Below are 23,274 nucleotides of genomic sequence, written 5' to 3'. Positions count from 1 at the left end.
TCCGGATGAGGGTTTGGAAAACTTTGGGGTTCAGGGCTTGAGCCCGTCCCTGATGACCCCTAATGGCATGATTCCTTACGATTGAATCGGCTGCGCCGGGGGAGTGACGGAGGCGGCAGCGACGGCGGCAACGGGCTGGGCGGGCACCGAGGCGTGGATGGCCTGTGTGGGGGCCGCGGCGGCGGGAGTATTCAGGCCGCCCTCGAACTCTTCCTTGAGGCCCTGGGTGCTCTTGCGGAATTCGCGCAGGCCGTGTCCCAGACTCTTGCCGAGTTCGGGCAGCTTGCGGGGGCCAAAGACCACTAGGGCGACAATCAGGATCACGATCAGTTCTGCAGGTCCAATGTTGGGCATGGCATTTCCTCCGGAAACGTGTGGGAACAGAGCAGGGGACGGGCTGCCCGAAGGCCAGCCGGCGTCCCCTGAGGACGAGGATAAAAGTGAAGCGCTCAGCCCGACTTGATCAGCGGCCCCACGATCTTCAGGACGGTTTCCATGCTCAGCGGCTTCCAGAACGCGGTGGGAACCGGCGAGTAGCTGACATCGAAGTTATTGGTGTCGGTCTCGGAGTCGTTCGTTCCAGGCTGAGGCGCGATGTTGGTCTGGTTGGTCACGATGCCCGAGACGTAGCCCATCTCGCGGCGCAATTCCTGAATGCCGCTGGCGTGGTTGGCTTCCACCGCCAGAATGCTTGCGGCGGCCGTCAGGACCTTGCTGTTCTGGATGCTGGGTGCCTGTCCCAGATAGGCCCGGACGCCAATGGGCTCGAAGATGGCCGCGAGCTTCAGGAAGGCCTGATCGTTCAGGCTGCTGCCGTCCCCAATCAGGGGCTGGAAATCAATATTCGGCTTGGGGTTGGCGGTGCCGCCCAGTTCCTTGATGGTGGCAATCAGGGCGTCCACGTGCTTTTGTTCGTGGTCGGCCAGTTCCTTGGCGTATTCCCTGACCCGCTCCTCCTTCAGTTTGCCGGCAAAGCCGCCGTTGCCGGTAAAGGCACTGTAGAAGGTTGCTTCCAGGTATTCCAGGACCAGGGCGTACTGAAGGATGGCGATGTCCTGCTGAACGCTCTTGGTGCTCGGGCTGGTGGCGGCCAGTGCGGACAGGTTCAGGCCGCCCAGGGTCAGCGCACCTGCACCAACTCCAGCGTATTTCAGAAATGAACGGCGATTGGGGGTAGTCATGTGGGATTCTCCTCTCGGCTCAGGGCGACAGTCCGTCGGACCCGCCGTTTCTGCCTGTGGTCTCGGCTTACTTGACGATGACGGGCGACACGATGGCCAGAACCTGCTCCATCGTCAGCGCTTCCCAGAACGCGGTGGGCGTCGGGGAGTAATCCGCATCGAAATCGGCGGCGGTGGTGCTCGTCGGATTGGCGACACTCTGCGGAGCAATGGAAGTCTGCCGGGTGGGGCTCTTGTTGAAGCCGAGCTTCACGCGCAGTTCCTGAATGGCCGAGACATGGTTGGCCTCGACCGCGTGAATGGCCGCGGCCGCAGCGATCAGGTCCGGATTGCTCAGGCGGGCCACCTGGCCCAGGTAGGCGCGCACGCCGACCGGCTCAAGGGTTGCCGCCAGCTGCAGAAACAACTCGTCGTTCACGGTTTTGCCCCCAATCAGGGGACCGAAGTTGAAGTTCGGTTTGGCCACCGGGGTGCCGCCCAGATCCATGATGGTCTTCTTCAGGGCGTCCACATGGGCCTGCTCATGCTGGGCGATGACCTGGGCGTAATCCTTGACTTCCTGCCTGCTCAGCTTGGAGACGTTGGCGCCCGTTCCGGTAAAGGAGGCGTAAAAGTCGGCTTCCAGGTATTCCAGCGTCAGCGCGTAGTTCAGGATGGCGATGTCCTGTTTCTGGGCCGGCGTCATCGTGTTGATGGGCTCCTGGCGGCAGGCCACCAGCGACAGGCCCGCACCGAACAGGCCGGCGTACCCCATGAACTGACGGCGGGACGTGCCCTGGCCCCCGCTGATCTCGGGTGCGAGGGGAGTGGTCTGAGTGTTCTCCGGCATGAAAATCCTCCCTTGAGTGGCGTGAGTCGCCTGTGTGTCCGCCCGGACCTGAAGTGGCCCGGAGCGGTGGTGCAGCACCCTGAGGCCGCCGCTTTGGCAGTCCCGGAAACCAGCGCTCAACCGGATATATGCGGCCCTTTCCCGATCGGATCATGCCGGGACGAAGGGTGAAGGTCAGGTGAAGACGGGCGGGGAGGCCTTAAACTGGCGGCGTGTCTGCCCTGGCCCCTGCCCCACCCACCGAATTTCAGGCCACGCCGGGCCGACTGGACGCTGTGCTCGCAGCCCTGAGCGGGCACAGCCGCTCGCAGGTGTCAGGCTGGATCACCGCCGGGGCAGTCACCGTGGACGGAGAGGCGGTGTCCAAAACCAGCCTGAAATTGCGGGGGGGTGAGACGTTGCACGTGCAGATGCCGCCTCCGCCAGACGCGACCGTGGAAGCCGAACAGGTGCCGCTGGACGTGCTGTACGAGGACGAGCACCTGATCGCCGTGAACAAGCCTCCGGGCATGATCACCCACCCGGCGCCGGGGGTCACGGGCGGCACGCTGGTGAACGCGCTGCTGGGCCGCATGACACTGCCCGAACAGAGCGGCCACGATGGACCGGACGGCTACCGCCCCGGCATCGTGCACCGGCTGGATAAAGACACCAGCGGCGTGATCGTGGTTGCCAAGACCGTCACCGCGCACGCCCGGCTCGCCGCCGCCTTCAAGGACCGCGACACCCGCAAGACCTATCTGGCCATTGCCGCCGGAAGTTGGAAAGCCGCGGAGTCGGTCCGCGTGGACGCCCCAATCGGCCGCCACCCGGTCCAGCGCCAGCGCATGACGGTGGGGGGCGCAAATCCGCGTGAGGCGCAGACCGTCTTCACGCCGCTCTCGGCCCATCCGGACGGACACGGGCGCACCCTGGCCCTGGTGCGGGCCCAGCCGCGCACCGGGCGCACCCACCAGATCCGGGTGCATCTCGCGCACCTGGGCAGCCCGATCCTGGGCGACGCGGTGTACGGCCGCGCCAGCGAAACGATGCTCCGGCAGGCCCTGCACGCCCAGTTTCTGGAATTGCCCCATCCCCTCACCGGCAAGACGCTGCGCCTGCATGCCCCCGCACCCGACGACCTGCTGACCGCCTGGGTGGCGCTGGGGGGCGCCGTCCCGGAAACACTGGAACAGCCGCCGCTGGAATAGGCTTCCCGTCCTCCAACCCTGCATGAAGACGTTCCTTTTCCCCCATCGGGGACCACCGCCTACACTCCGGACATGACCAAGAATCCGGATGAGCAGTCACGGGCCAGAACCCAGGGCGGGCTGCCCGACGATCTGGGCAACGACATGAGTGAGCGCAGCGGACACTACGACGAGTCCGGAAGCGGCATGACCGACACCGCCATCGGCCAGGAACGGCCCTCCCCCCAGGCCGTACCGGACCGCCCCAAGGACACCGACGATTCGGGAACCACCTTCGACGCAGACACGGGAACCGGGCGCAAGTTGTAACGGACGCAACACAGACCAGGAGAGGCGCGCGGGCACGGTTGGCCGGCGCGCCTGCCTTTACACTGCCCCTTGCCATGCCTGCCTCTTCCCCACCTCCCCACACCCTCTCGGTCGCGCCGATGATGGACTGGACCGACCGCTTCTGCCGGACGTTTCACCGCACCCTGACCCGCCGGACGCTGCTGTACACCGAGATGATCACCACGGGCGCGATCCTGCACGGCGACCGCGACCGGCACCTAGCTTTCGGGAAGACCGAGCACCCGGTCGCCCTGCAACTGGGCGGCAGCGACGCGGCGGCCCTGGCCGAATGCACCCGCATTGCAGAAGACTACGGCTATGACGAGGTAAACCTGAACTGCGGCTGCCCCAGCGACCGCGTGAGCAGCGGGTCCTTCGGCGCGTGCCTGATGGCCTCGCCGGACGTGGTGGCCCGCGCCGTGGAGGCCATGCGCGGCGCGACCACCCTGCCGGTGACGGTCAAACACCGCATCGGCATTGATGATCTGGACAGCTACGACCACCTCAGCCATTTCGTGCGGACGGTGGCGGCGGCGGGATGCGAGACGTTCATCGTTCACGCACGCAAGGCATGGCTCTCGGGGCTGTCTCCCAAGGAAAACCGCGAGATTCCGCCGCTGCGCTACGACGTGGTGCGGCAGCTCAAGGCGGACTTTCCCCACCTGACGGTCGTGCTGAACGGCGGCCTGCTCACCCTGGACGCCGCCCGGGACGCCCTGGCGTGGGCCGACGGCGCCATGATCGGGCGGGCCGCCTACCAGACGCCGTACCTGCTCGCGGCCGCCGACCGTGATGTTTTTGGCGAGGACCGTGTACCGCCCACCCGCCGCGAGGCCATCGAGGCGTTCTTGCCCTTCGTGGCCGCCGAACTTCAGGCAGGACAGCCCCTGAACCGCGTGATGAAGCACACCCTGGGCCTGTTTGCCGGGCAGCCGGGAGCGCGGCACTGGAAACGGACCCTCAGCGAGCGGGCCCATCAGCCGGGCGCGGGCCTGGATGTGGTGCGAGACGCCCTTGCCGGGGTGCCAGCGGAAGTGCTGGACACCCGGATGGACGCGGGGGAAAGAGCAGCACCCCCCGCCGGCTGAACCCTGGACCTCAGCTCATGGCAGCGTTACTTCGCCTGCGTAGGTGGCCGAAGCATTCAGCCGTTCGGGCAATACCTCCGCAAAGCTGTCCAGGTTGCCGGTCATGGCGGTGATCCACGCCGCGTAGGTGTTAGCCGCCACCCCCGAACCAACGTTCAGCGTGGCGGGCAAAGCATTGGCAAAAACAGCGTCGGCCTGATCGCCGCGGATCTGGTCACCCACCACCCCAGGCCCCTTGATATAGGAGAACAGACGTTGGGTACCGGCCGGCGGCTCACCCACAAAGGTGACCTGACGGTCGGCAGTGCTCACGCTGGGCTGGGCCACGAACCCCAGCAGACCCTCGCGGGTATCCAACGAGGCCCGGGTCGTGTAGGTCACGCCGTTCTGAAACAGGCTGGCCTGATACTCGCCGTTTGGAAAGCGGGTGGCATCCGGCAGCGCCCACCAGCACCACCCGGTGGTGTCGTCCACAAACAGCGGGCAGGACAGCTGCTCACTGCCGGGCGTTTCTACCGTGAAGGTCGAGGCCTGCGTCTTTCCGCTCTCGGGGCGGTAGCGAACGGCCATGAACAGGCCCGGACTGTCTTCCGGCTTCTGGGTGTTCCATACGTAGGTACCCAGGGCCATCTCCAGACCGAAGGTGCTGACGTTCAGACTGTCCCGCTGGGTTCCGGCGCTGGCCGTGATGACCACGGGCTTTCCGGCAGCGCTCAGGCGCTTGACCGTCAGCACTCCCTCATCATCCACCTCAATAACCTGGGGCTGACTGGACGTGTAGGTCACGGCGGCGGCCATCTCGTTGCCGCCCGCATCGCGCACCACAGCGTTGAACCGGGGCGTTTCACCGATGACCACAGAGGTGCTTCCGATCAGAGATATCGAGCCTGGAGAGGGCGGTGACGGCTCTCCTCCTCCACAAGCACTGAGAAGGCCGGTCAGAACCAGGGTGGCGGGCAGAAACAGTTTGGACATGGTGGACCAGCGTATCGGGACTGCCGGACTTCCGGGCTTCAGTTTTCCTTAGGCAACAACTCCACAACGGGGGGCTCTATCCCCCAGTTTCTTTTGAAGTGGTTAACGCGTGAAGTCCGGGCCTTCCTCCAGACCCTTGACCCACGCCGCGATGATGTCGGTGCAGGCCTTCACGTCGCGGGCGTCCACCATCTCGCTGGGGCTGTGCATGTAGCGGTTGGGAATGCTCACCACCGCGCTGGGCACGCCGGCACGCACCAGGGTCAGCCCGTCGGCATCGGTACCGGTGTAGCGTCCGCTGGCGCTCAGGGTGTAGGAAATGTTCTGCGCCTTGGCCGCCGCCGTCATCTGACGCAGGATCACGGGACTGGTCATCGGGCCGACCGCCAGGTTGGCGCCCGAGCCAAAGGGAGCCACGCCGTACTTCTTCTCGCTCACGCCCGGCTGCTTGGTCTCGTGCGTCACGTCCACCGCCACGCCCGCGATCGGATCGAGCCTGTACCCGCTGACGGTCGCCCCGAAGACCCCGATCTCCTCCTGGCTGGTTCCGACCGCCACGACGCGGTGGCGCAGTTCGGTGTCTTTCAGTGCCCTGAGCGCTTCAAGGACAATGAACGCGCCCACGCGGTTGTCCAGGGCCCGGCTGACGATCTTGTCTCCCACCATGATGGGGCTCTGTTCAATCACCGCGTAGGTGCCCACCGGAATGCGCTCCTGAGCATCCTCTTTGCTCAGCCCCACATCAATCCACAGGTCTTCGAGCTTGCTCGCCTTGGTACGCTCCTCGGCCTCCATCACATGAATGGCCTTCTTGCCGATCACACCCAGCAGGTCGCCGCCGGGAGCGAGCAGGCGGATGCGCTGGCCCACCAGCACCTGCGGGTCCCAGCCGCCCACCGGCAGCACGCTCAGAAAGCCCTCGTCGCCGACGTGCGAAACGATCAGGCCGATCTCGTCGAGGTGGCCCATCAGGGCGATCACCGGCGCGCCCTCCGGCCCCAGTTCGGCGTACACGTTGCCGTAGTGGTCCTCGGAAACCTGGGCAAAGGCGGCCGCCTCGGCCTTCCAGACGTCCGCAGCGCGCCGCTCGGCGCCGCTGGGAGCCGCCTGCGACAGCAGAGCAAACAGGAAGTCATGGTTGATGGCGGAAGAAGGCTGCTCAGGAGTGGAGGTCACGGGGGGCAGTGTAGCCGCCTTCGGGTATGCTCGGAAGCGATGAGCCGTCCCCCTGTTCCGGACGAAACCGGATTCCCCTCCACCACGCCGGACCTGCGTGTGACCGTGCAGGTGGCCCATCTCGCGGCGCAGAGCACGCCCCGGCGGCGGGTGTTCGCCTACTTGATTCGCATCGAGAACCACAGCGACCAGACCTGGCAGGTGCTCGCGCGACACTGGGACATCGTGGATGCCCTGGGTCACGAGATCAGCGTGGACGGCGAGGGCGTGGTCGGCGAACAGCCGGTGATTGCGCCGGGCGGGGCCTTCGTCTACGACTCCTTCGTGACCGTCGAGGCCACACCGGGCTGGATGGCCGGGCACTACGTCGTGCAGGATGCCTGGGGCGTGCGGGCACAGGTGCCGGTGCCCGCCTTCATGCTGGACGTGCCGGGCGAGCGGACGCTGAACTAGCCGCACTCAGCAGGCCAGCCGCGCCTGCGGAACGGTGCCTACGGCGCTTCGCCGGCCGCTTCCCGCTCCAGCAGCATCGCGTCTCCCAGCGAGTAGAAGCGGTAGCCGTCTGCCAGGGCCGCGTCGTAGGCGGCCCGGATGCGCGCTTCTCCGGCAAAGGCCGCGACGAGCAGCAGCAGGGTGCTGCCGGGCAGATGCAGGTTGGTAATCAGCATGTCGGGCACCTGGACTGGAATGCCCGGGGTGATGAAGATACGGGTCTCTCCCTCACCCGCCCGGACCCGCTCGCCGTCCCACGCACTTTCCAGCGTGCGGACCGTGGTGGTGCCCACGGCAATCACGCGCCGGCCCTCGGCCTTGGCGCGGTTGATGGCCTGGGCCGTCTGCCCACCCACCGCGTAGCGCTCGGCGTGCATGGTGTGGTCTGCCACGGACCCCTGGATGGGCCGGAAGGTCCCCGCGCCCACATGCAGGGTAACGGCGCAGCGCTCCACACCCATGTCCTCCAGCCGTGAGAGCAGCTCAGGGGTGAAATGCAGTCCGGCGGTGGGGGCCGCGACGCTGCCAGGATCGCGGGCGTACACCGTCTGGTAGCGCTCGCGCCACACGTCATCGTTGTCGCCGGCCACAATGTACGGCGGAAGGGGCAAGCGCCCGATCTCGTCGAGGTGGGGCTTCAGGTCATGCTCAAAGCGCAGCAGGCGGGCACCGTCGTCCAGAACGCCCACGACCTCGGCACGGTGCTGCGTGCCGCCGGGCTGCCCCAGCCACAGCTCCCGGCCGGCCCGTTTGGCGGGCTTGAGGTAAGCGCTCCAGAGGTTTTCCTGTTCCTCACGCAGCAGCAACACCTCCACCACGCCGCCCCCGTGCTGACCGCCGTGGCCGTCCGGGGTCAGGGGCTTGCGGGCCATCACCCGGGCGGGAATCACGCGGCTCTCGTTGAACACGAGCAGGTCGCCGGGCCGCAGCAGCGCGGGCAGGTCGCGGAAGACGTGGTGCGTGATCGCGTCACGCACCACCATCAGGCGCGAGGCGTCGCGCGGCTCCGCGCCGGTCTGGGCGATGCGGTCCGGGGGCAGCGTGAAGTTCAGTCGGGCGAGGACGGCGTCGGCGTCATGTCGGCTGGAGTCGGACATAGACATTCCCGGGTCACTGCGGCGCGTCTTCCGGCTTCGGCTCGTCCGCACCCTTGCCGCCCCGCCCCCGGGCCGGCATCAGGGCCTCGTCAATGTCCGGCAGGTGGGTAAACCGGTCGGCGGCGTCAATCAGTTTCTGGGCGGTGTGTTCGCGGAAGGCGATCACCTCCACCCGCTTGCCGCGCTCCTGCAGCACCTCCACGATGTCGGTGAAGTCGCCGTCGCCGCTGCCCAGCACCACCACGTCCAGGTGATCCATCAGCCGCACCATGTCGGCCACGATGCCCATGTCCCAGTTGCCCTCATAGATGGGCTTGCCGCCGTCGGTGACGTGGTGCAGATGCAGGTTCATGCGCCGCACCTTGAAGCCCAGGGTGGAGAGCTTGTAGATGAAGGGCCGGGCGGTGGCCTCGTTCTCGCGCTCGACCGTGTACGAGATCGCGTGCAGCAGCTCACGGTCCTCGGTGGCGACGCGCAGGATGGTTTCGAAGTTCACGGTGCGCTCCAGCAGGTCGCGCGCCGAGTGGTACAGGTTCTGGGTATCGATAAACACGCCCACACGGGGGCGGTGAACAACGTATTGCATGAAATTTCTCCTGTTGTGGGGTCGGGCCAAAAACAAAGGAAAGGGGCCAAAAGGGCGGTCGGGAAAAATCTGTCCCGTTGCAAAACGGTGAGGGTCGGGACAGCCGGGCCGAAGTGTAACACCGCCGGCGGCCAAACAACTTCCCCCCCTGCCCCCCGCCGGACAGGTAACGTAGCAGTCATGACGCATGACGCCTCTGCCCACGCCGACCCCCTGAGCGCCGCCCAGGCCGCCTACGACGCCGTGCGCGCCCGGGGCCTCAAGCTGAACATGCAGCGCGGCCAGCCCTCGGACGCCGATTTTGACCTGTCGAGCGGCCTGTTCACGGCTCTGGGCGAGGACGACCTGCAGATGGACGGCCTGGACCTGCGCAACTATCCCGGCGGGGTCGCGGGGCTGCCCAGCGCCCGTCGCCTCTTCGCGGAGTACCTGGACGTCAAGCCGGAAAACATGGTCGTGTGGAACAACGCCTCGCTGGAGTTGCAGGCCTTTGTGCTGACCTTCGCCCTGCTGCACGGCACCCGCACGGCGCCGCAGCCGTGGGTAAAGGCGCCCGTCACCCCCAAATTCATCGTGACCGTTCCTGGCTACGACCGCCACTTTCTCTTGCTCAAGACGCTGGGTTTCGAACTGGTGGCGGTGGACATGCAGCCCGACGGCCCGGACGTGGACGCCATCGAGCGGCTGGCGGCGCAGGACGCCAGCATCCGGGGCGTGCTGTTCGTGCCCACCTACAGCAATCCCGGCGGCGAGACGATCAGCGCCGACAAGGCCCGGCGGCTGGCTGCCCTGCAAGCCGCCGCGCCCGACTTCCTGATTCTGGCCGACGACGCCTACCGCGCCCACCACCTGGGCACGCCCCCCGAGACGGTCAATTTCGTGGCCCTGTGCCGCGACGCGGGCCATCCCGACCGCGCCTTCGTGTTTGCCAGCACGAGCAAGATCACGCTCGCGGGGGCGGGGCTGGGTTTTGTGGCGACGAGCGAGGACAACGTGAAGTGGCTGTCCGGCTACCTCAACGCCCAGAGCATCGGCCCCAACAAGCCCGAGCAGGCGCGGCACGTCAAGTTCCTGAGCCGCTACCCCGGCGGCATTGATGGCCTGATGCGCGACCACGCCGCCCTGATTGCTCCCAAGTTCCGCGCGGTGGACGAAACGCTGCGCGCCGAGCTGGGCGAGGGCGGAGAGTACGCCACCTGGGCCACGCCGGGGGGCGGCTACTTCATCAGCCTGGACACCACCGCGCCGGTGGCCGCGCGTGTGATCGAGCTTGCCGAGGCCGCCGGGGTCAGCCTGACTCCTGCCGGGGCCACCTATCCAGAAGGCCAGGATCCCCACAACCGCAACATCCGCCTAGCCCCCACCCGTCCGCCGGTCAGCGAGGTCTACACCGCCATGGGTGTGGTTGCCACCTGTATTCGCCTGGCCACCGAGGAGCACCGCGCCGGTCAGGGTCAGGGCCGGACTTGATTTCTCCGGCCCCGTGGCGCGAGGATGCCGCCCATGCCGAACCGCTTTGAAGGGTCTGAAGACCAGCGGGCCGCGCTGGACGCCTACATTAAGCTGTGGCGCGCCGCGCAGGCCGTGGAGGTTGCGGCCAACCGTCACCTGACAGATCACGGCCTGACCATCAGCCAGTTCGCGGTGCTGGAGGCGGTCTACCACCTGGGGCCTCTGAGTCAGCGTCAGCTGGCCGACAAGATCCTGCGCTCCAGCGGCAACCTGACCATGGTGATCGACAACCTGGAGCGTGACGGACTCGTACGGCGCGAACGCGACCTCAATGACCGCCGCGTCTTTCAGGTCACCCTGACCGACGCCGGCCACGCCCTGATCTCGCGCATCCTGCCCGGACACGCCCAGGGGATTCACGAGCTGTTCGGCGTGCTGGAGCCGGATGAACTCGCCCAGCTCACGGCGCTGACCCGCAAGCTGGGGCTGGGCGTCAGCGCCCGGCGCACCGGGGAACCGGCCCAGACCGGCGGGAAGACGCCGCGCCGACGCCCGGCACGCCCCCCTGGGTAGTCCTGGCGAGCGCGCCGCCTTCCCCGCATCCATGAACTGAGAGGGCCGTCGCCTTCTGATCGCTTAACGTTAAGCTATCATGGCACCATGACTGCATCCCCCCAGACCTCCCCCGTTCAGGGCCTGCACCACGTCACCGTGATGGCGAGCGACCCGCAGCGCAACATCGACTTCTACAGCCGGGTGCTCGGGCAGCGGCTGGTCAAGGTCACGGTGAACTTTGACGATCCGGGCACCTACCACCTGTATTACGGCGACCTCACCGGGCAGCCGGGCACGGTCATGACCCACTTTCCATGGCCCGGAGCGCAGCGCGGCGTGCGGGGCAACGGCGAGGTGGTGGCCACCGCCTACAGCGCCCCGGCGACCTCTGTGGATTACTGGCAAGAACGCCTGACGGCGCAGGGCATGAAGGTGCAGGCAGGGCGCCGTTTCGGCCACCCCACCCTGACCTTCGACGACCCGGACGGCACCTGGGTCGAGCTGGTGTTTGAGGACGGTGCGCCGGTGGAGGTGTGGCCTGCTTCCCCGGTTCCTGCAGAGCACGCCCTGCGCGGATTTCATTCGGTGACGGCCTGGGTGGAGCGAACGCAGGGGGTGCGCGAACTGCTCGTCGGACAGCTGGGTTTCACGGAAGTGGGGCAGGAACCTGACCCCCACGGCACGCGCACCCGCTTCCAGGGCAGCGGCGACGGCCCGGACGGCTCCGGCGTCGGCCTGTTCGTGGACGTGGTGGAACGGCCCGGCGCGGCGCGCGGCTCGTTCGGGGCGGGCAGCATTCACCACGTTGCGCTGCGAACGCGCGACGACGCCGAGCAGGCGGCGTATCTGGCGCAGCTGACGGCGGCGGGCCACGCGCCCACGCCCGTGCAGGACCGGCAGTACTTTCACAGCATCTACTTCCGGGAACACAGCGGGGTGCTTTTCGAGATCGCCACCGACGCCCCCGGCTTTCCCGATGATGAACCGGTGAGCGAGCTGGGCCGTCACCTCAAGCTCCCCGCATGGTATGAAGCCCGCCGTCCCACCATCGAGGCACATCTGCCCCGCATTGTTTCGCCCGAATACGGCGTGACGCTGGGCACGCGCGACCTGGGAACCGGCCCCCAGGCCACCGCGCAGACAGCGGCCTCCTCTGACATCCAGGTTCTGACCGCCGGACGCCCCCCACAACAGGCCCGTGTGGCCACTGTCCTGCTGCACGGACGGGGAGGCACGGCCCAGGACATTCTGGGGCTGGAAGGACAGCTCAATCTCAGTGCCTTTGCCTATCTGGCCCCGCAGGCGCCTGGCAACAGCTGGTATCCGCAGTCCTTCCTGGCTCCGCTGGAGCAGAACCAGCCCGAGCTGGACACCGCCCTGGCCACCATTGACGCGGTGCTGGAGGAACTGCAGGCCCAGGGAATCCCCCCACAGAACGTGGTGCTGGCCGGGTTCAGCCAGGGCGCGTGCCTGGCGCTGGAATACGCGGGCAGGGACCGGAAGCTGGGCGGCGTGGTGGCCCTGAGCGGCGCCCTGATCACGCTGGACCACACGGGCGACCTGGGCGGCCTGCCGGTCTACATGGGGGTGGCCCCCGACGACGCCCACATTCCGCTGCAGCGCTTCGAGGCCAGCGCCGACCACCTGCGTGCGCGCGGCGCGGCGGTGGAGGCCCGCGTGTTTCCCGGCCTGGGCCACGCCATCAATACGCAGGAGCTGGACGCCATGCGGACTTTGATGCAAAACGTTGCCGCACATCTGGATTCCGCCCGGGAATGAGATCCCGAGTTTCCGGAAACAATGCCGGTCAGTGCAGCGTCGCCGCCACGAAGACCGCCGTGGCATCGGGCCCCTCGAATCCCGGGCCATAGGAGCGCACGGTCATAAGGACGCGGTTGCCGCGCACGTCCACACGCTCCAGCGCGTAACGGGCAGCGCAGCGGCGCTCAGGGGGCAGGGCCGTGTCCAGGTGAATGGTCTGACTGTTCACTGTCAGGCTGAAGCCGGCGGGAATGTCACCCGACTGCAGCATGTCGGGGTACGGGCAGGAGGACGGCAGGGCGTACACCCGGAGCGTGATCGGCACCGGCCCCGACCACAGATTCACCGGAATCACGCCCGTCTGTCCCGCACCCAGGCCGTCACTCCACTGCGGGTAGGGCTGCGGATAGACACGGTTGTACTTTGCGCTGGAGACCACTCCGGGCAACAGGCCGAAGGCCGCAAGCTTGGTCGGTGCAGGCGGCTGGGTGAGCAGATTCCAGCGCAGGGTGTTGGGCGCGGCGTCGGCCGTGCGGTCCCGGGTGTACAGCGCCACTCCCGAGGACGTGCTGAAGACCCTGAGCTGCGCGGTGCCGAGGCCGGAACCGTCCCGGAGTCCCGAGGTCAGCACCATCACCCGTGAGGAGTCGCCCGAGAAGCGGACATGATCCACCGGAATCCGCTCGTTCGCCAGCGCGGCGGCAAAGTTGGCGGTCAGGGCCAGGGCCAGCAGAGGTCGCATGCTCCACCGTACACTGCCGGGGCCACCCGGGCCAGATTACGGAAAACGCAGCGTGGCAAGGACCTTGCTGAACAGCGCCGTGGCCGCCGCATACCGGGCGGGCGAGTCGGTCAGCTGAAACGAATACAGGTTCTTGGCTCCGTTGCCGAACCACACGCGCATGCGCAGCTGACCCTGCGGGTGCGAGACCGTGTATTCGCGCTCGGTGCCGCCCACTCCTCCGTAACGCACCTGCCGGCTCGCCGTCTGTTTGAGGCTGGCCCCGGAGGCCTTGACCCCCGACTCGAACTTGCCGAACTCGGTGGTCAGGTTGATCGCCGCGCCGTTCTTGGGCGTGAACAGCAGCCGCATCAGCGTGGCGGGCGGAGCCTTGGCCGACACCAGGCTGACGCCCGAGGCCCCGTCCCCGAAGTCCGCGCCCAGCCATCCGGCGGGCAGGCTGACCTGAAAGGGCAGTTTGGGGTCGCTGAAAGCCACCAGTTTTTGTGCGCCGGCCGTACCCACGCTCACGGCCATGCCCGCAGTCAGCGCGGCGACAAGAAAGGCGGAGGAGTTCATACGCCGAACGTTAGCAACCGAGTGTGAGAGCCTGCTTCCCCCGCGCCGCCGTCTGGCCCTTTCCGCCGAACCTCGGGATCGCCCCAGCCCAGCCCACCCACCCACCCGGGCCGGGGCCACAGCCGCAGGTTGGCCGGACCGGCGGTGTCGCTCAGGGCCACCAGGCCGTACGCCCGGCTGTCCAGGCTGGCCCCCAGGCGGCGGTTGTCCCCGATGACCCAGACCTTGCCCGGCGGCACCGTCAGCGCAGGTTGATCGGCCACAAAGCCCTCGCTGGCATAGGGTTCACGCAGGGGCACTCCATTGACCACCACCCGGCCGTCCTGCACGGCCACGCTGTCTCCGGCCAGGGCCACCGCCCGCTTGACGTTGTAGGGACGGTGGCGCACTCCCCACAGGGTCTCGTAACTGTAGGGACTGTCCGGCGGGGCCTTGAAGATCAGCAGATCACCCCGGCGCGGATACGGCGTGGGCAGGCCGGCGGCCCGCAGCCAGCGCGGATACTTCAGCAGCAGCAGCACGTCGCCGCTGCGCAGCGTCTCGTTCATGGAGTCGCCGTCCACCCGGGCCAGCGTTCCCCCCAGGGTGGTCAGCAGATACACCGGCAGCAGCGCCCCCAGAATCCAGGTACGCCAGGCCCGCCGCAGCGCTGTGGCCGGGCGGGAAGGGGGCGGAGAAGTACTCACCGCCTGGCAGGCTAGCAAAGCGCGGCTGAGAAGCGACGCACCCGCGCGGGCAAGGTTCAGAACGTGAAGCGGCACACGCTGTTTTTCAAGGGGGAAGGGGCGCTCCGGTACGCCAGAATCTTTATGTTCACTTCAGACAGTGGGGGAAAAAGGCGCTGCGGCGTTTACCCTGCCCTCTATGAGCGCCGAAGGCTTGAAGATCGAGAAATATGAAGAGGGCACGGGAACTCCGGCACAGACCGGGAAAATGGTCCGCGTGCATTACACCGGCATGCTGGAAAACGGCCAGAAGTTCGATTCCAGCCGCGACCGGGGAGAGCCCATCGAGTTTCCGCTGGGGGTGGGCTACGTGATTCCCGGCTGGGATCAGGGCATCGCGCAGCTGCGGGTGGGCGACAAGGCCAAACTGACCATTCCCGCCGCACTGGGCTACGGCGAGGCGGGCGTGCCCGGTGTGATTCCCGGCGGCGCGACCCTGATCTTCGATGTGGAACTCGTCGACGTGCGCTGACCCGTCTGCCCTTACCCCAACTCGTCTGGCCCTGCGTGGCCCCTTATCTCCTGGCCCCTCACGGGGCTTTTTTTTGTCTTCCCGCCCGGCGCGCCGACTGAGCACCGGTCAGCATTGACGGCGACCCCACCTTTCCTTTAGACTTCGAAAGTAACGAAACTTAGGCACAAAGGAGGCGAGCTTGATTCAGGCCCGCAGAGGAGAAATCCTATCTCTGGTTCAGCAAAACGGCGAGGTCTCCGCAACAGAACTTTCAAAACTCCTGGGGGTTTCGGAAGTTACAGTTCGCAGCGACCTGAACGCCCTGGCACATGCTGGACAGCTGCGGCGCACGCGCGGCGGCGCGCGGCTCCCCCTGGACGTGATCCGCGAATCCCCGCTGGAGGAAACCCGCCGCAAGCACGCAGCGGCCAAGCGGCGCATCGGGCGCGCGGCGGCGGCACTCGTGCGCGACGGCGAGACGGTTTTTCTGGACGTGGGCAGCACCACCACCGAGGTGACCCGCGCCCTCTCCCCCACCCTGCGCGACGTAACGGTAATCACCAACGGCCTGAACATCGCGCTGGAACTGGAGCGTCTGCCCAACCTGCGGGTCATCGTGACGGGCGGCACCCTGAGGCCGCTGCAACACTCGCTGGTCAGTCCCTACGCGTTGGGCGTGCTGCGTCATGTTCACGCCGACCGGCTGTTCCTGGGCTGCAACGGCCTGAGCGCCGCCGCAGGCGTGACCAATGCCAACCACGAGGAAGCCGAGATCAAGCGGCTGATGGTCGAGCAGGCGCGCGCGGTGGTGGTGGTCGCCGACCACAGCAAGCTCGGACAGGTCAGCCGCGCACAGGTGGCCCCCGCCGAGGCCGTGACCATCCTGATCACCGACCGACAGCCGGGGGCGCCGCCCGCCGAGTTGCGCGGCGTCATTCCCAGCATCGAACTCGTTTAGTCCGCTCCTTATCCCCCGCCCACTGTCCTTTCCCCAACCGGAGGTTTTATGAAGAAACTCGTACTGTCCCTGTCTGCCCTGCTGCTCGCCGGTTCCGCCGCCGCCCAGGACCTGTCCGGCACCATCACCGTCTGGTCGTGGGACGCGGCCGCCAAGGCCCTGGAGAGCACCATTCCCAGCTTCAACAAGAAGTACCCCAACGTGAAGGTGAAGGTGGAGGATCTGGGCAACCAGAACGTGTATGACCGCGGGCTGGCCGGCTGCGCCGCCGGGGGCCAAGACATGCCCGACGTTTACTCCATCGAGAACAACGAGGCCGAGGTGTTCTGGGCGCGTTTCCCGAACTGCTTTGTTGACCTGAACACCAAGGGCGCCGACAAGCTGGTCAAGGATTTCCCGGCCTTCAAGTGGACCGAGCTGATGGCGGGCAACAAACGCTACGCCATGCCGTGGGATTCCGGCCCCGTGGTGATGTTCTACCGCCGGGACCTGTACCAGCAGGCCGGCGTCAACCCGGACAGCATCAAGACCTGGGATGACTTCATCGCGGCGGGCAAGAAGGTCAATGCCAAGTTCGGCAACAACGTGAAGCTGGCAACCATCGCCAACGGCCAGGACGACGAGTGGTTCCGGATGCTCGCCAACCAGAACGGCTGCTTCTACTTCGACAACGCGGCCAAGGCCGTGACGGTTAACCAGCCCGGATGCGTGACGGCGCTGAACACCATCAAGAAGCTGTACGACGCGCAGGTGGTCACCACCGGCGACTGGGGCGGCCAGATCACCAACATCAAGGCGGGCAAGACCGCCAGCGCCATGTTCGGCGCGTGGTACGAGGGCACCATCCGCACCAACGCCCCGGACCAGAAGGGCAAGTGGGGCGTGTACCTGATGCCCGCCTCCAAGGCCGGGGGCGTGCGCGCCAGCAACCTGGGCGGCAGCGCCCTGGCGATTCCCAGCTCCAGCAAGAACCAGGCCGCGGCCTACGCCTTCCTGGAACATGCCCTGGCCACCGCTGGCGGTCAGGTCACCATGCTCAAGTCCCAGGGTCTGGTTCCCAGCCTGCTGAGCGCCACCAAGGACCCCTACGTGAAGACCGCGCAGCCGTACTGGGGCAACCAGCCCGTGTGGCAGACCATTCTGGGCACCCTGGGTGACGTTCCCCAGGCACGCGGCACGCAGTACTTCCAGGACGCCCGTCAGATCATGATCGTGGTGCAGGCCGACTACATCAAGGGCCGCTACAAGACCGCCAAGGAAGCCCTGGACGACGCGGCCAAGAAGATCAGCAGCGCCACGGGCCTGCCTGTCGCCAAGTAAGGCCAGGGCAGAGGCGAGTGCCTGGACCCCCACGTCTTCTGCCACGCCGTCTGAGTGACGCGCCGGGCCTGAACGCGGCGTGAGGACAGGGGCGAGGGAATGGCGAGCACACGGACGCCCGCTTCCCTCGCCCGCTTCTGTTTGTGCTGTCCTCCTTCCCTTCGCCTCTTGTCCGTGTACTGCCGAGGTAGTCATGACCACTTCACAGCCGCTGTCTCCCCCACCCCGGCGCGCAGGACGCTGGGCGCGCACGCCCAAGGCGCCGTACCTGTTTATCCTGCCGTACCTGCTGATCTTTGCCACCTTCTGGGCGTGGCCCATCGTCAGCTCGTTTCTGATGAGCTTCAAGGACTCGCGGCTGGGGGCAGACGCACCCTACGCCCTGTCCAACTGGTCCCGGCTGATCGAGGACGAGTTCTTCCGCACGGCCCTGCGCAATACCATGGTGATTCTGGTGGTCCAGGTGCCGCTGATGCTGTCGCTGGCCACCGTGCTGGCCGTGGCCCTGAACAGCAAACTTCTGAAGGCCGCCGGATGGTTCCGTTTCGCCTTCTTTGCGCCGCTGGTGGTGGGGACGGTGGCGTACTCGGCAGTGTTCCGGCTGCTGTTCAACACCGATTTCGGCGTGGTCAACCGTGCCCTGACCGGAATTGGCCTGCCCGCCGTGGACTGGCTCAACCAGTCCGGGCCGGCCATGTCGGTGATCATCATGGCCATGACCTGGCGCTGGACCGGCTACAACGCCATCATTCTGCTGGCCGGCCTGCAGGGCATCAGCGAGGACGTGTACGAGGCGGCCAGCATCGACGGAGCCACACCCGCGCAGCAGTTCTGGAAGATCACGCTGCCGCTGCTGCGCCCCACCCTGCTGTTCTGCATGGTCCTGAGCGTGATCGGCACGCTGCAACTGTTCACCGAACCCGCCCTGATCACCAACAGCGGCCCCGGCAACGCCACCATGACGCTGGGCACCTACCTGTACCAGCAGGGGTTCCGCTCGTTTAACTTCGGCTACGCCAGCGCCATCGCCTACACCGTGGCCGCCATCGCCGCCGTGTTCAGCCTGATCCAGCTTCGCCTGTTCGGGAGGGAAAGATGACCGCCAGACCGCAGGTGGCCGTCCCGGTTTCGCCGGGCGTCACGCCCCGCAAACGCACGGGCGCCCTCTGGCTGCATCTGGCCCTGCTGCCGCTGGCGCTGATCTTTCTGGCCCCGCTGTGGATCATGGCCGTGTTCAGCACCCACCCGGAAACGGCCATCTTCAGCCCCAATCCGCCGCTGTGGTTCGGCGGTGCATTCATGGAAAACTTCCGGGGACTGCAGGCCGACACCAACTTCTTGCGGACGCTGTTCAACAGCACCATGATCGCTTCGCTGTACACGGTCTTCAGCATGCTGCTCACCAGCATGGGCGGCTACGCCTTCGCCAAGTTTGATTTTCCCGGCAAGAACTGGCTGTTCGGCCTGATCCTGGCGACACTGACCATTCCCACCTTCGTGACCATCATTCCGCAGTTCATTCTGGTGGCGCGCGATCTGAAGCTCTCGAACACCTACTGGGCGGTCATCCTGCCCACGCTGGCGAACACCATCGGCATTTTCTACATGCGTCAGGCCTTCCAGACCGTTCCCAGCGATCTGCTGAATGCCGCGCGCATCGACGGCGCCTCGGAGGGCCGCATCTTCTGGCAGATCGCGCTGCCCATCGTGCGTCCGGCGCTGGCGGCGCTGGCGATTCTGCTGTTCCTGGCTTCCTGGAACGATTACTTGTGGCCGCTGATCGTGCTGACCCAGAAGGACAGCTACACCATGCCGGTGGCGCTGGGCACCCTGGTGGGCCTGACCCGCGTGTCGTGGGGCGGCATCATGGTGGGAACGGCGATTGCTACCATTCCCTTTCTGGTGCTGTTCCTGTCGCTGCAGCGGCATTTTGTGGCCGGCATCGCGGGCGGGGCCGTCAAGGATTGATGGTGGGGGCCGGGGCTTCCGGCCCAGCCCTCCGCCTCTGTTCGGGTGAAAGTTCGTGCCCACCTGCCCTGCCCACCCGTGATGTTTGGCCCCGTCCAGCGGCCTTTGGTGTCCGCCCCGGTACAGCGATTCCGTGCGCCGACAATGCCCGGCACCCGGCCGGCAGACCTTCAGATCCTCAGCCCTCTTTCCCTTCCCCAGGACCTGCCATGACCCAATCCACCTCTACCCCTGCCCCCCATCTCCTTCTCGGCTCCTGCGACTACCCGGAGCACGTGCCCCAGGACCGCTGGGCCGCTTACGCGCAGCAGCAAAAGGAGCTGGGGCTGACCTTCGTCCGCATCGCCGAGTTTGCCTGGAGCCGCATGGAACCGCGTCCCGGCGAGTACGACTGGAGCTGGCTGGACACCGCCATCGACGCCTACCACGCCGCCGGTATGCGCGTCGTGCTGTGTACGCCCACCGCCACGCCGCCCGCATGGCTCATACGCGCCCACCCCGAAATCCTGCCCGTAGACGCCCAGGGCCGCGTGCGTGAATTCGGCGCGCGGCGGCACTACGACTTTGCCAGTCCGGTGTACCGCGAGCATTCCCGGCGCATCACGCGGGCGATGGCCGAACGCTACGGCGGGCATCCGGCGGTGGCCGGCTGGCAGACCGACAACGAGTTCGGCTGCCACAACACCTCCCGCAGCTACGGAGGCGCGAGCGCAGCCGCCTTTCCCGGCTGGCTGGAACGCAGGTACGGCACGCTGGACGCCCTGAACGCGGCCTGGGGCAATGTCTTCTGGAGCATGGAATACACGGCCTGGGAGCAGATCAAGCCGCCGAACCTGACGGTGGCCGAGCCGAACCCGTCGCATGTGCTGGACTTCTACCGCTTCGCCTCGGACATGATCGCCGGGTTTCAGGCCGAACAGGTGGCGATTCTGCGCGAGCTGTCGCCGGGGCGCTTCGTCACGCACAATTTCATGATCTTCGAGATGGGTTTTGACCACTACGATGTGGCGCGGGGACTGGACTTCGTGACCTGGGACAACTACCCACTGGGCATGCTGGAGTTCTTCGCTCCGCCCGGCAGCGGTGAGGACGTCAAGACCCACTTTGCCCGCACGGGACACCCAGACCTGATCGCCTTCAACCATGACCTGTACCGGGGCCTGCTGGGTAGAAAGAATGCGCTGGGACGCGACGGCCAGGGCACCCCGAACGGTCCCTGGGTGATGGAGCAGCAGTGCGGACAGGTCAACTGGGCGCCCTTTAACCCGCTGCCCGCCGACGGCGCGGTGCAACTCTGGACGGCGCAGGCCTGGGCGCACGGTGCGGACGTGGTGAGCTACTTCCGCTGGCGGGCGGCCACCATGGCGCAGGAAGTCATGCACTCCGGCCTGCTCAGACACGATGAAACGCCGGACCGGGGTTTTGCCGAGGTGGCCGGGCTGGACACCACGCAGTTTCCGGTGGGCGGGGTGCCAGCAAAAGTCGCTGTGCTGCACGACTACGACAGCCTGTGGCTGTACGACGAGCAAAAGCACAGCGCGTCCCTGAGCTACTGGACGCAGACCCTGGCCTACTACTCGGCGCTGCGGGCGCTGGGGGTGGACGTGGACGTGATTCATGCCGACGCGGACCTGAGCGGCTACGCCGTGATCGTCGCTCCCGCCATCACGCTCGTCCCGCAGCAGCGGGCGGCGCACTGGACCGCGGCAGTCAAAGGCGGTGCGCGGCTGGTCTGCGGCCCACGCACCGCCTTCCGCACGCCCGGCGGAGAAACCTGGGCCGACGGGCAGTTCGGCCCGCTGTCGGAGCTGGTGGGCGCGAGGCTGCTTCAGTACGATTCGCTGCGCCCCACCCTCTCCCAGCACGTGACCGGCGACGGCGGGACCTTCGAGGCCCACGCCTGGGCCGAGAGCTACCGCGTGAAGGGAGCCGAAACGCTGTACACCTACTCCGGCGGCCCGCTGGACGGCCAGAGCGCCGTGATCCGCCACGGCAACGTGACCGTGATCGGCGCGCACAGCAGCGAACTGATCGGTACGGTGCTGGCCGGGGTGCTGGCAGAGGCGGACGTGGCCACCACCCCGTTGCCCGGGGGCGTGCGCCTCAGCCGCCGGGCGGGGCGGACCCTGCTGCAGAACTGGAACCCGGAACGGGTGGAGTGGAACGGGCAAATGCTGGAGCCGGTCAGCTTCACTGTGCTGGAGGACGCCGTGCTGGAGAGCGCCCATGCCTGAGTGGACCCTGGCCACCGATCCGGCACAGGTCCGGGTCCTCGTCAGCGGCTACCAGTCGTGGAGCGAGGCCGAGCTGCGCCCGCTGACCGACGTGCAGTCCGTGCCCTTGATGCGCTGGCGGCACGAACAGGGCCACGACCCGGCCTTCCTGCCCAGCGGCGAGGCGGGCGTGTGGCGCAGCCATACCGTGCTGGCGCTGGTTCGCCCCGATGGGGGCGGCTGGGTGGGCGCGGCACAGGACGCCACCCACACCTTTACCCACTGGGAGGCCCGCGCCGAGGGCGACCGGGTGCGCGTGACCTGCAGTCAGGAGGGGCCAGCCACCGCCGTGGCGTGGGAACCCACAGACGACGTGATCACGATCCTGGAAACGCTGAGCGCGCAGCTGGGGGCGAACATGCACGCCCGCACGCCCGCGCCGCAGCGGGTGTGGTGCAGCTGGTACAGCTATTACCGTGACGTGACGCTGACCGCCATGCTGGACAACGCCCGGCTGGCCCGGGAGCACGGTCTTCCCTTCGATGTCTTTCAGCTGGATGACGGCTTTCAGAGCGATCTGGGCGACTGGTTCACACCGAGCAGCCATTTTGGAGGACATGCCCGCGACCTCCCGACCCAGCTGGGGGACCTGGGATTCACGGCCGGACTGTGGCTGGCCCCCTTTCTGGCCTCGCCGACCTCTGAACTGTTCCGCGAGCACCGCGACTGGATGCTGCGTGGCGCGGACGGCCAGCCGCTCACCGTGGGCCACAACTGGGGCGGGGCTTACTACGCGCTGGACACCACCCGCCCCGAGGTGCTGGACTGGCTGCGCACGCTCGCAGCCACGGCGCGCGGTTGGGGCTACCCGTACCTGAAGCTGGACTTTCTGTACGGCGCGGCGCTGCCGGGGGTACGGCACGATCCTTCGGTGGGCCGGGCGGCGGCGTACCGCATGGGCCTGCAGGCCCTGCGCGACGGAGCCGGAGACGACGCCTTTTTGCTGGGCTGCGGCGCACCGCTTGCGGCCAGCATCGGCGTGGTGGATGCCATGCGAACCGGGCCAGACGTGGCCCCGCTGTGGGACGAGGACTCGCGCCGGGTATGGCTGGGCGACGCCACCGGCCCCAGCGCCCGCAATGCCCTGCACACTGCCCTGTCGCGCTGGTACCAGCACACGTGGTACCAGCCGGACCCGGACGTGGCGATCTGCCGCCGCGAACTCAGCTTGCTGAACAGCAACGAACGCCACGCCGTCGCCGGCATGCTGGATGTGGTGGGGGGCCTGCGGGCGAGCAGTGATCCCATCGCCCTGCTGGACGCCGAGGGCCTGGGCCTGTTGCGCGACTGCCTGACCCTCAGCGCGCCCGACCGCCCCACCACCCTCACCCACAGCCTCGGCGGCGCAGTCACCCACTTCCGCCGGGGAACTTTCAATCTGACCGATGCCTCCCTGGACGGCCTTGCTCCCCACAGCTATCAGAGGCAGACATGATTCAGACGCCCGGCAGCACTGCCTACAGCGCCGATTTCCTCAAGGCCGATGGCCGCGCGCTGACGCTGTACGGCTTGGCGCCCATCGTGGTCACGTCCGAGATTCCCAGCCCCAGCCCGGAGCCGGTCG

At 67.1% G+C, this 23,274-nt stretch carries 24 protein-coding genes; 14 read left to right on the top strand and 10 right to left on the bottom strand.

The window, feature by feature from the left end:
• Positions 1-75: 75 nt before the first annotated feature.
• The 3 genes from IEY21_RS09400 to IEY21_RS09390 form a co-directional block, all read right to left on the bottom strand.
• Positions 76-354: a Sec-independent protein translocase subunit TatA/TatB gene (locus IEY21_RS09400; RefSeq protein WP_188903744.1), complete on the bottom strand. Its 279-nt coding sequence runs from the start codon at positions 352-354 to the stop codon at positions 76-78.
• 95 nt (positions 355-449) lie between these two features.
• Positions 450-1,181, bottom strand: coding sequence for a ferritin-like domain-containing protein (locus IEY21_RS09395; RefSeq protein WP_188903742.1), 732 nt, complete (start codon positions 1,179-1,181; stop codon positions 450-452).
• A gap of 67 nt (positions 1,182-1,248) precedes the next feature.
• On the bottom strand, positions 1,249-2,010 hold the full coding sequence (locus IEY21_RS09390; RefSeq protein WP_188903741.1) for a ferritin-like domain-containing protein: 762 nt from the start codon (positions 2,008-2,010) through the stop codon (positions 1,249-1,251).
• A 212-nt stretch (positions 2,011-2,222) separates the two neighbouring features.
• Between IEY21_RS09390 and IEY21_RS09385 the strand changes: the two genes are divergently transcribed.
• The 3 genes from IEY21_RS09385 (at position 2,223) to dusA (ending at position 4,618) form a co-directional block, all read left to right on the top strand.
• Positions 2,223-3,200, top strand: a complete 978-nt coding sequence (locus tag IEY21_RS09385; protein WP_229753006.1) for an RluA family pseudouridine synthase — start codon at positions 2,223-2,225, stop codon at positions 3,198-3,200.
• Between the two features lie 72 nt (positions 3,201-3,272).
• A complete protein-coding gene (locus IEY21_RS09380; protein WP_188903739.1) occupies positions 3,273-3,509 on the top strand; it encodes a hypothetical protein in 237 nt (78 codons plus the stop codon).
• Between the two features lie 74 nt (positions 3,510-3,583).
• Positions 3,584-4,618 (top strand): tRNA dihydrouridine(20/20a) synthase DusA, encoded by a 1,035-nt coding sequence (gene dusA / locus IEY21_RS09375; RefSeq protein WP_188903737.1) that lies wholly within the window; start codon positions 3,584-3,586, stop codon positions 4,616-4,618.
• Positions 4,619-4,633: 15 nt separating this feature from the next.
• On the opposite strand, the gene IEY21_RS09370 is transcribed toward dusA, so the two are convergent.
• Both IEY21_RS09370 and IEY21_RS09365 read right to left on the bottom strand, forming a co-directional pair.
• Positions 4,634-5,476: a hypothetical protein gene (locus IEY21_RS09370; RefSeq protein WP_188903736.1), complete on the bottom strand. Its 843-nt coding sequence runs from the start codon at positions 5,474-5,476 to the stop codon at positions 4,634-4,636.
• 219 nt (positions 5,477-5,695) lie between these two features.
• Positions 5,696-6,769, bottom strand: a complete 1,074-nt coding sequence (locus IEY21_RS09365; RefSeq protein ID WP_229753005.1) for a M42 family metallopeptidase — start codon at positions 6,767-6,769, stop codon at positions 5,696-5,698.
• A gap of 39 nt (positions 6,770-6,808) precedes the next feature.
• Here IEY21_RS09365 and apaG point away from each other — a divergent pair, with 39 nt between their 5' ends.
• Positions 6,809-7,222: a Co2+/Mg2+ efflux facilitator ApaG/CorD gene (apaG, locus tag IEY21_RS09360; RefSeq protein WP_188903731.1), complete on the top strand. Its 414-nt coding sequence runs from the start codon at positions 6,809-6,811 to the stop codon at positions 7,220-7,222.
• 38 nt (positions 7,223-7,260) lie between these two features.
• On the opposite strand, the gene queA is transcribed toward apaG, so the two are convergent.
• Together queA and IEY21_RS09350 are read right to left on the bottom strand one after the other, a co-directional pair.
• Positions 7,261-8,358 carry a tRNA preQ1(34) S-adenosylmethionine ribosyltransferase-isomerase QueA gene (queA, locus tag IEY21_RS09355; protein WP_188903729.1) on the bottom strand — a complete coding sequence of 366 codons (1,098 nt, stop codon included), beginning with the start codon at positions 8,356-8,358 and terminating at the stop codon, positions 7,261-7,263.
• Positions 8,359-8,371: 13 nt separating this feature from the next.
• A complete protein-coding gene (locus tag IEY21_RS09350; protein WP_188903727.1) occupies positions 8,372-8,944 on the bottom strand; it encodes a LabA-like NYN domain-containing protein in 573 nt (190 codons plus the stop codon).
• Between the two features lie 180 nt (positions 8,945-9,124).
• Here IEY21_RS09350 and IEY21_RS09345 point away from each other — a divergent pair, with 180 nt between their 5' ends.
• The 3 genes from IEY21_RS09345 to IEY21_RS09335 all read left to right on the top strand — a co-directional run bounded on the left by IEY21_RS09345 (position 9,125) and on the right by IEY21_RS09335 (position 12,730).
• Entirely contained in the window at positions 9,125-10,414 is a 1,290-nt protein-coding gene (locus IEY21_RS09345) for an aspartate aminotransferase type Ic (RefSeq protein WP_188903725.1), read from the top strand.
• A 33-nt stretch (positions 10,415-10,447) separates the two neighbouring features.
• The gene (locus IEY21_RS09340; RefSeq protein ID WP_188903723.1) at positions 10,448-10,969 is read left to right on the top strand and encodes a MarR family winged helix-turn-helix transcriptional regulator; all 522 of its coding nucleotides are present in this window, start codon (positions 10,448-10,450) and stop codon (positions 10,967-10,969) included.
• An 87-nt stretch (positions 10,970-11,056) separates the two neighbouring features.
• Positions 11,057-12,730, top strand: coding sequence for a VOC family protein (locus tag IEY21_RS09335; protein ID WP_188903721.1), 1,674 nt, complete (start codon positions 11,057-11,059; stop codon positions 12,728-12,730).
• 28 nt (positions 12,731-12,758) lie between these two features.
• Here the strand turns inward: IEY21_RS09335 and IEY21_RS09330 are convergent, their stop codons facing one another.
• Genes IEY21_RS09330 through lepB form a run of 3 tightly spaced genes read right to left on the bottom strand, consistent with a single transcriptional unit; the run spans position 12,759 to position 14,698 of the window.
• Entirely contained in the window at positions 12,759-13,454 is a 696-nt protein-coding gene (locus IEY21_RS09330; RefSeq protein WP_188903719.1) for a DUF2259 domain-containing protein, read from the bottom strand.
• 36 nt (positions 13,455-13,490) lie between these two features.
• On the bottom strand, positions 13,491-14,012 hold the full coding sequence (locus IEY21_RS09325) for a hypothetical protein (protein WP_229753004.1): 522 nt from the start codon (positions 14,010-14,012) through the stop codon (positions 13,491-13,493).
• Positions 14,009-14,698 (bottom strand): signal peptidase I, encoded by a 690-nt coding sequence (gene lepB, locus IEY21_RS09320; protein WP_229753003.1) that lies wholly within the window; start codon positions 14,696-14,698, stop codon positions 14,009-14,011. Before lepB ends, IEY21_RS09325 begins: the two co-directional genes overlap by 4 nt.
• Positions 14,699-14,876: 178 nt before the next feature.
• Between lepB and IEY21_RS09315 the strand changes: the two genes are divergently transcribed.
• The 7 genes from IEY21_RS09315 to IEY21_RS09285 all read left to right on the top strand — a co-directional run bounded on the left by IEY21_RS09315 (position 14,877) and on the right by IEY21_RS09285 (position 23,145).
• Entirely contained in the window at positions 14,877-15,209 is a 333-nt protein-coding gene (locus IEY21_RS09315; RefSeq protein WP_188903717.1) for an FKBP-type peptidyl-prolyl cis-trans isomerase, read from the top strand.
• A 181-nt stretch (positions 15,210-15,390) separates the two neighbouring features.
• The gene (locus tag IEY21_RS09310; RefSeq protein WP_229753002.1) at positions 15,391-16,149 is read left to right on the top strand and encodes a DeoR/GlpR family DNA-binding transcription regulator; all 759 of its coding nucleotides are present in this window, start codon (positions 15,391-15,393) and stop codon (positions 16,147-16,149) included.
• A gap of 48 nt (positions 16,150-16,197) precedes the next feature.
• Complete coding sequence (locus IEY21_RS09305; RefSeq protein ID WP_188903715.1) at positions 16,198-17,469, top strand: ABC transporter substrate-binding protein; 1,272 nt, start codon at positions 16,198-16,200, stop codon at positions 17,467-17,469.
• Positions 17,470-17,662: 193 nt separating this feature from the next.
• Positions 17,663-18,568 carry a carbohydrate ABC transporter permease gene (locus IEY21_RS09300; RefSeq protein WP_188903713.1) on the top strand — a complete coding sequence of 302 codons (906 nt, stop codon included), beginning with the start codon at positions 17,663-17,665 and terminating at the stop codon, positions 18,566-18,568.
• Complete coding sequence (locus tag IEY21_RS09295; RefSeq protein WP_188903711.1) at positions 18,565-19,437, top strand: carbohydrate ABC transporter permease; 873 nt, start codon at positions 18,565-18,567, stop codon at positions 19,435-19,437. The genes IEY21_RS09300 and IEY21_RS09295 overlap by 4 nt, the downstream gene beginning before the upstream one ends.
• A gap of 209 nt (positions 19,438-19,646) precedes the next feature.
• Positions 19,647-21,671 carry a beta-galactosidase gene (locus tag IEY21_RS09290; protein WP_188903708.1) on the top strand — a complete coding sequence of 675 codons (2,025 nt, stop codon included), beginning with the start codon at positions 19,647-19,649 and terminating at the stop codon, positions 21,669-21,671.
• A complete protein-coding gene (locus IEY21_RS09285) occupies positions 21,664-23,145 on the top strand; it encodes a glycoside hydrolase family 36 protein (RefSeq protein ID WP_188903706.1) in 1,482 nt (493 codons plus the stop codon). Before IEY21_RS09290 ends, IEY21_RS09285 begins: the two co-directional genes overlap by 8 nt.
• Positions 23,146-23,274: the final 129 nt, after the last annotated feature.

This window comes from Deinococcus aerophilus, from assembly GCF_014647075.1.
GTDB classification, from domain to species: Bacteria; Deinococcota; Deinococci; order Deinococcales; family Deinococcaceae; genus Deinococcus; species Deinococcus aerophilus.
Note: the sequence above shows the minus strand (reverse complement) of the source record. Positions and strands in the feature narration are given on the sequence as shown.

Coding starts and splice junctions, on each gene's coding strand:
- apaG (WP_188903731.1), top strand. CDS start 6,809: ATGAGCCGTCCCCCTGTTCCGGACGAAACCGGATTCCCCTCCACCACG.
- IEY21_RS09300 (WP_188903713.1), top strand. CDS start 17,663: ATGACCACTTCACAGCCGCTGTCTCCCCCACCCCGGCGCGCAGGACGC.
- IEY21_RS09285 (WP_188903706.1), top strand. CDS start 21,664: ATGCCTGAGTGGACCCTGGCCACCGATCCGGCACAGGTCCGGGTCCTC.
- IEY21_RS09330 (WP_188903719.1), bottom strand. CDS start 13,454: ATGCGACCTCTGCTGGCCCTGGCCCTGACCGCCAACTTTGCCGCCGCG.
- dusA (WP_188903737.1), top strand. CDS start 3,584: ATGCCTGCCTCTTCCCCACCTCCCCACACCCTCTCGGTCGCGCCGATG.
- IEY21_RS09390 (WP_188903741.1), bottom strand. CDS start 2,010: ATGCCGGAGAACACTCAGACCACTCCCCTCGCACCCGAGATCAGCGGG.
- IEY21_RS09305 (WP_188903715.1), top strand. CDS start 16,198: ATGAAGAAACTCGTACTGTCCCTGTCTGCCCTGCTGCTCGCCGGTTCC.
- queA (WP_188903729.1), bottom strand. CDS start 8,358: ATGTCCGACTCCAGCCGACATGACGCCGACGCCGTCCTCGCCCGACTG.
- IEY21_RS09380 (WP_188903739.1), top strand. CDS start 3,273: ATGACCAAGAATCCGGATGAGCAGTCACGGGCCAGAACCCAGGGCGGG.
- IEY21_RS09325 (WP_229753004.1), bottom strand. CDS start 14,012: ATGAACTCCTCCGCCTTTCTTGTCGCCGCGCTGACTGCGGGCATGGCC.
- IEY21_RS09335 (WP_188903721.1), top strand. CDS start 11,057: ATGACTGCATCCCCCCAGACCTCCCCCGTTCAGGGCCTGCACCACGTC.
- IEY21_RS09400 (WP_188903744.1), bottom strand. CDS start 354: ATGCCCAACATTGGACCTGCAGAACTGATCGTGATCCTGATTGTCGCC.
- IEY21_RS09290 (WP_188903708.1), top strand. CDS start 19,647: ATGACCCAATCCACCTCTACCCCTGCCCCCCATCTCCTTCTCGGCTCC.
- IEY21_RS09395 (WP_188903742.1), bottom strand. CDS start 1,181: ATGACTACCCCCAATCGCCGTTCATTTCTGAAATACGCTGGAGTTGGT.
- IEY21_RS09315 (WP_188903717.1), top strand. CDS start 14,877: ATGAGCGCCGAAGGCTTGAAGATCGAGAAATATGAAGAGGGCACGGGA.
- IEY21_RS09345 (WP_188903725.1), top strand. CDS start 9,125: ATGACGCATGACGCCTCTGCCCACGCCGACCCCCTGAGCGCCGCCCAG.
- IEY21_RS09340 (WP_188903723.1), top strand. CDS start 10,448: ATGCCGAACCGCTTTGAAGGGTCTGAAGACCAGCGGGCCGCGCTGGAC.
- IEY21_RS09295 (WP_188903711.1), top strand. CDS start 18,565: ATGACCGCCAGACCGCAGGTGGCCGTCCCGGTTTCGCCGGGCGTCACG.
- IEY21_RS09350 (WP_188903727.1), bottom strand. CDS start 8,944: ATGCAATACGTTGTTCACCGCCCCCGTGTGGGCGTGTTTATCGATACC.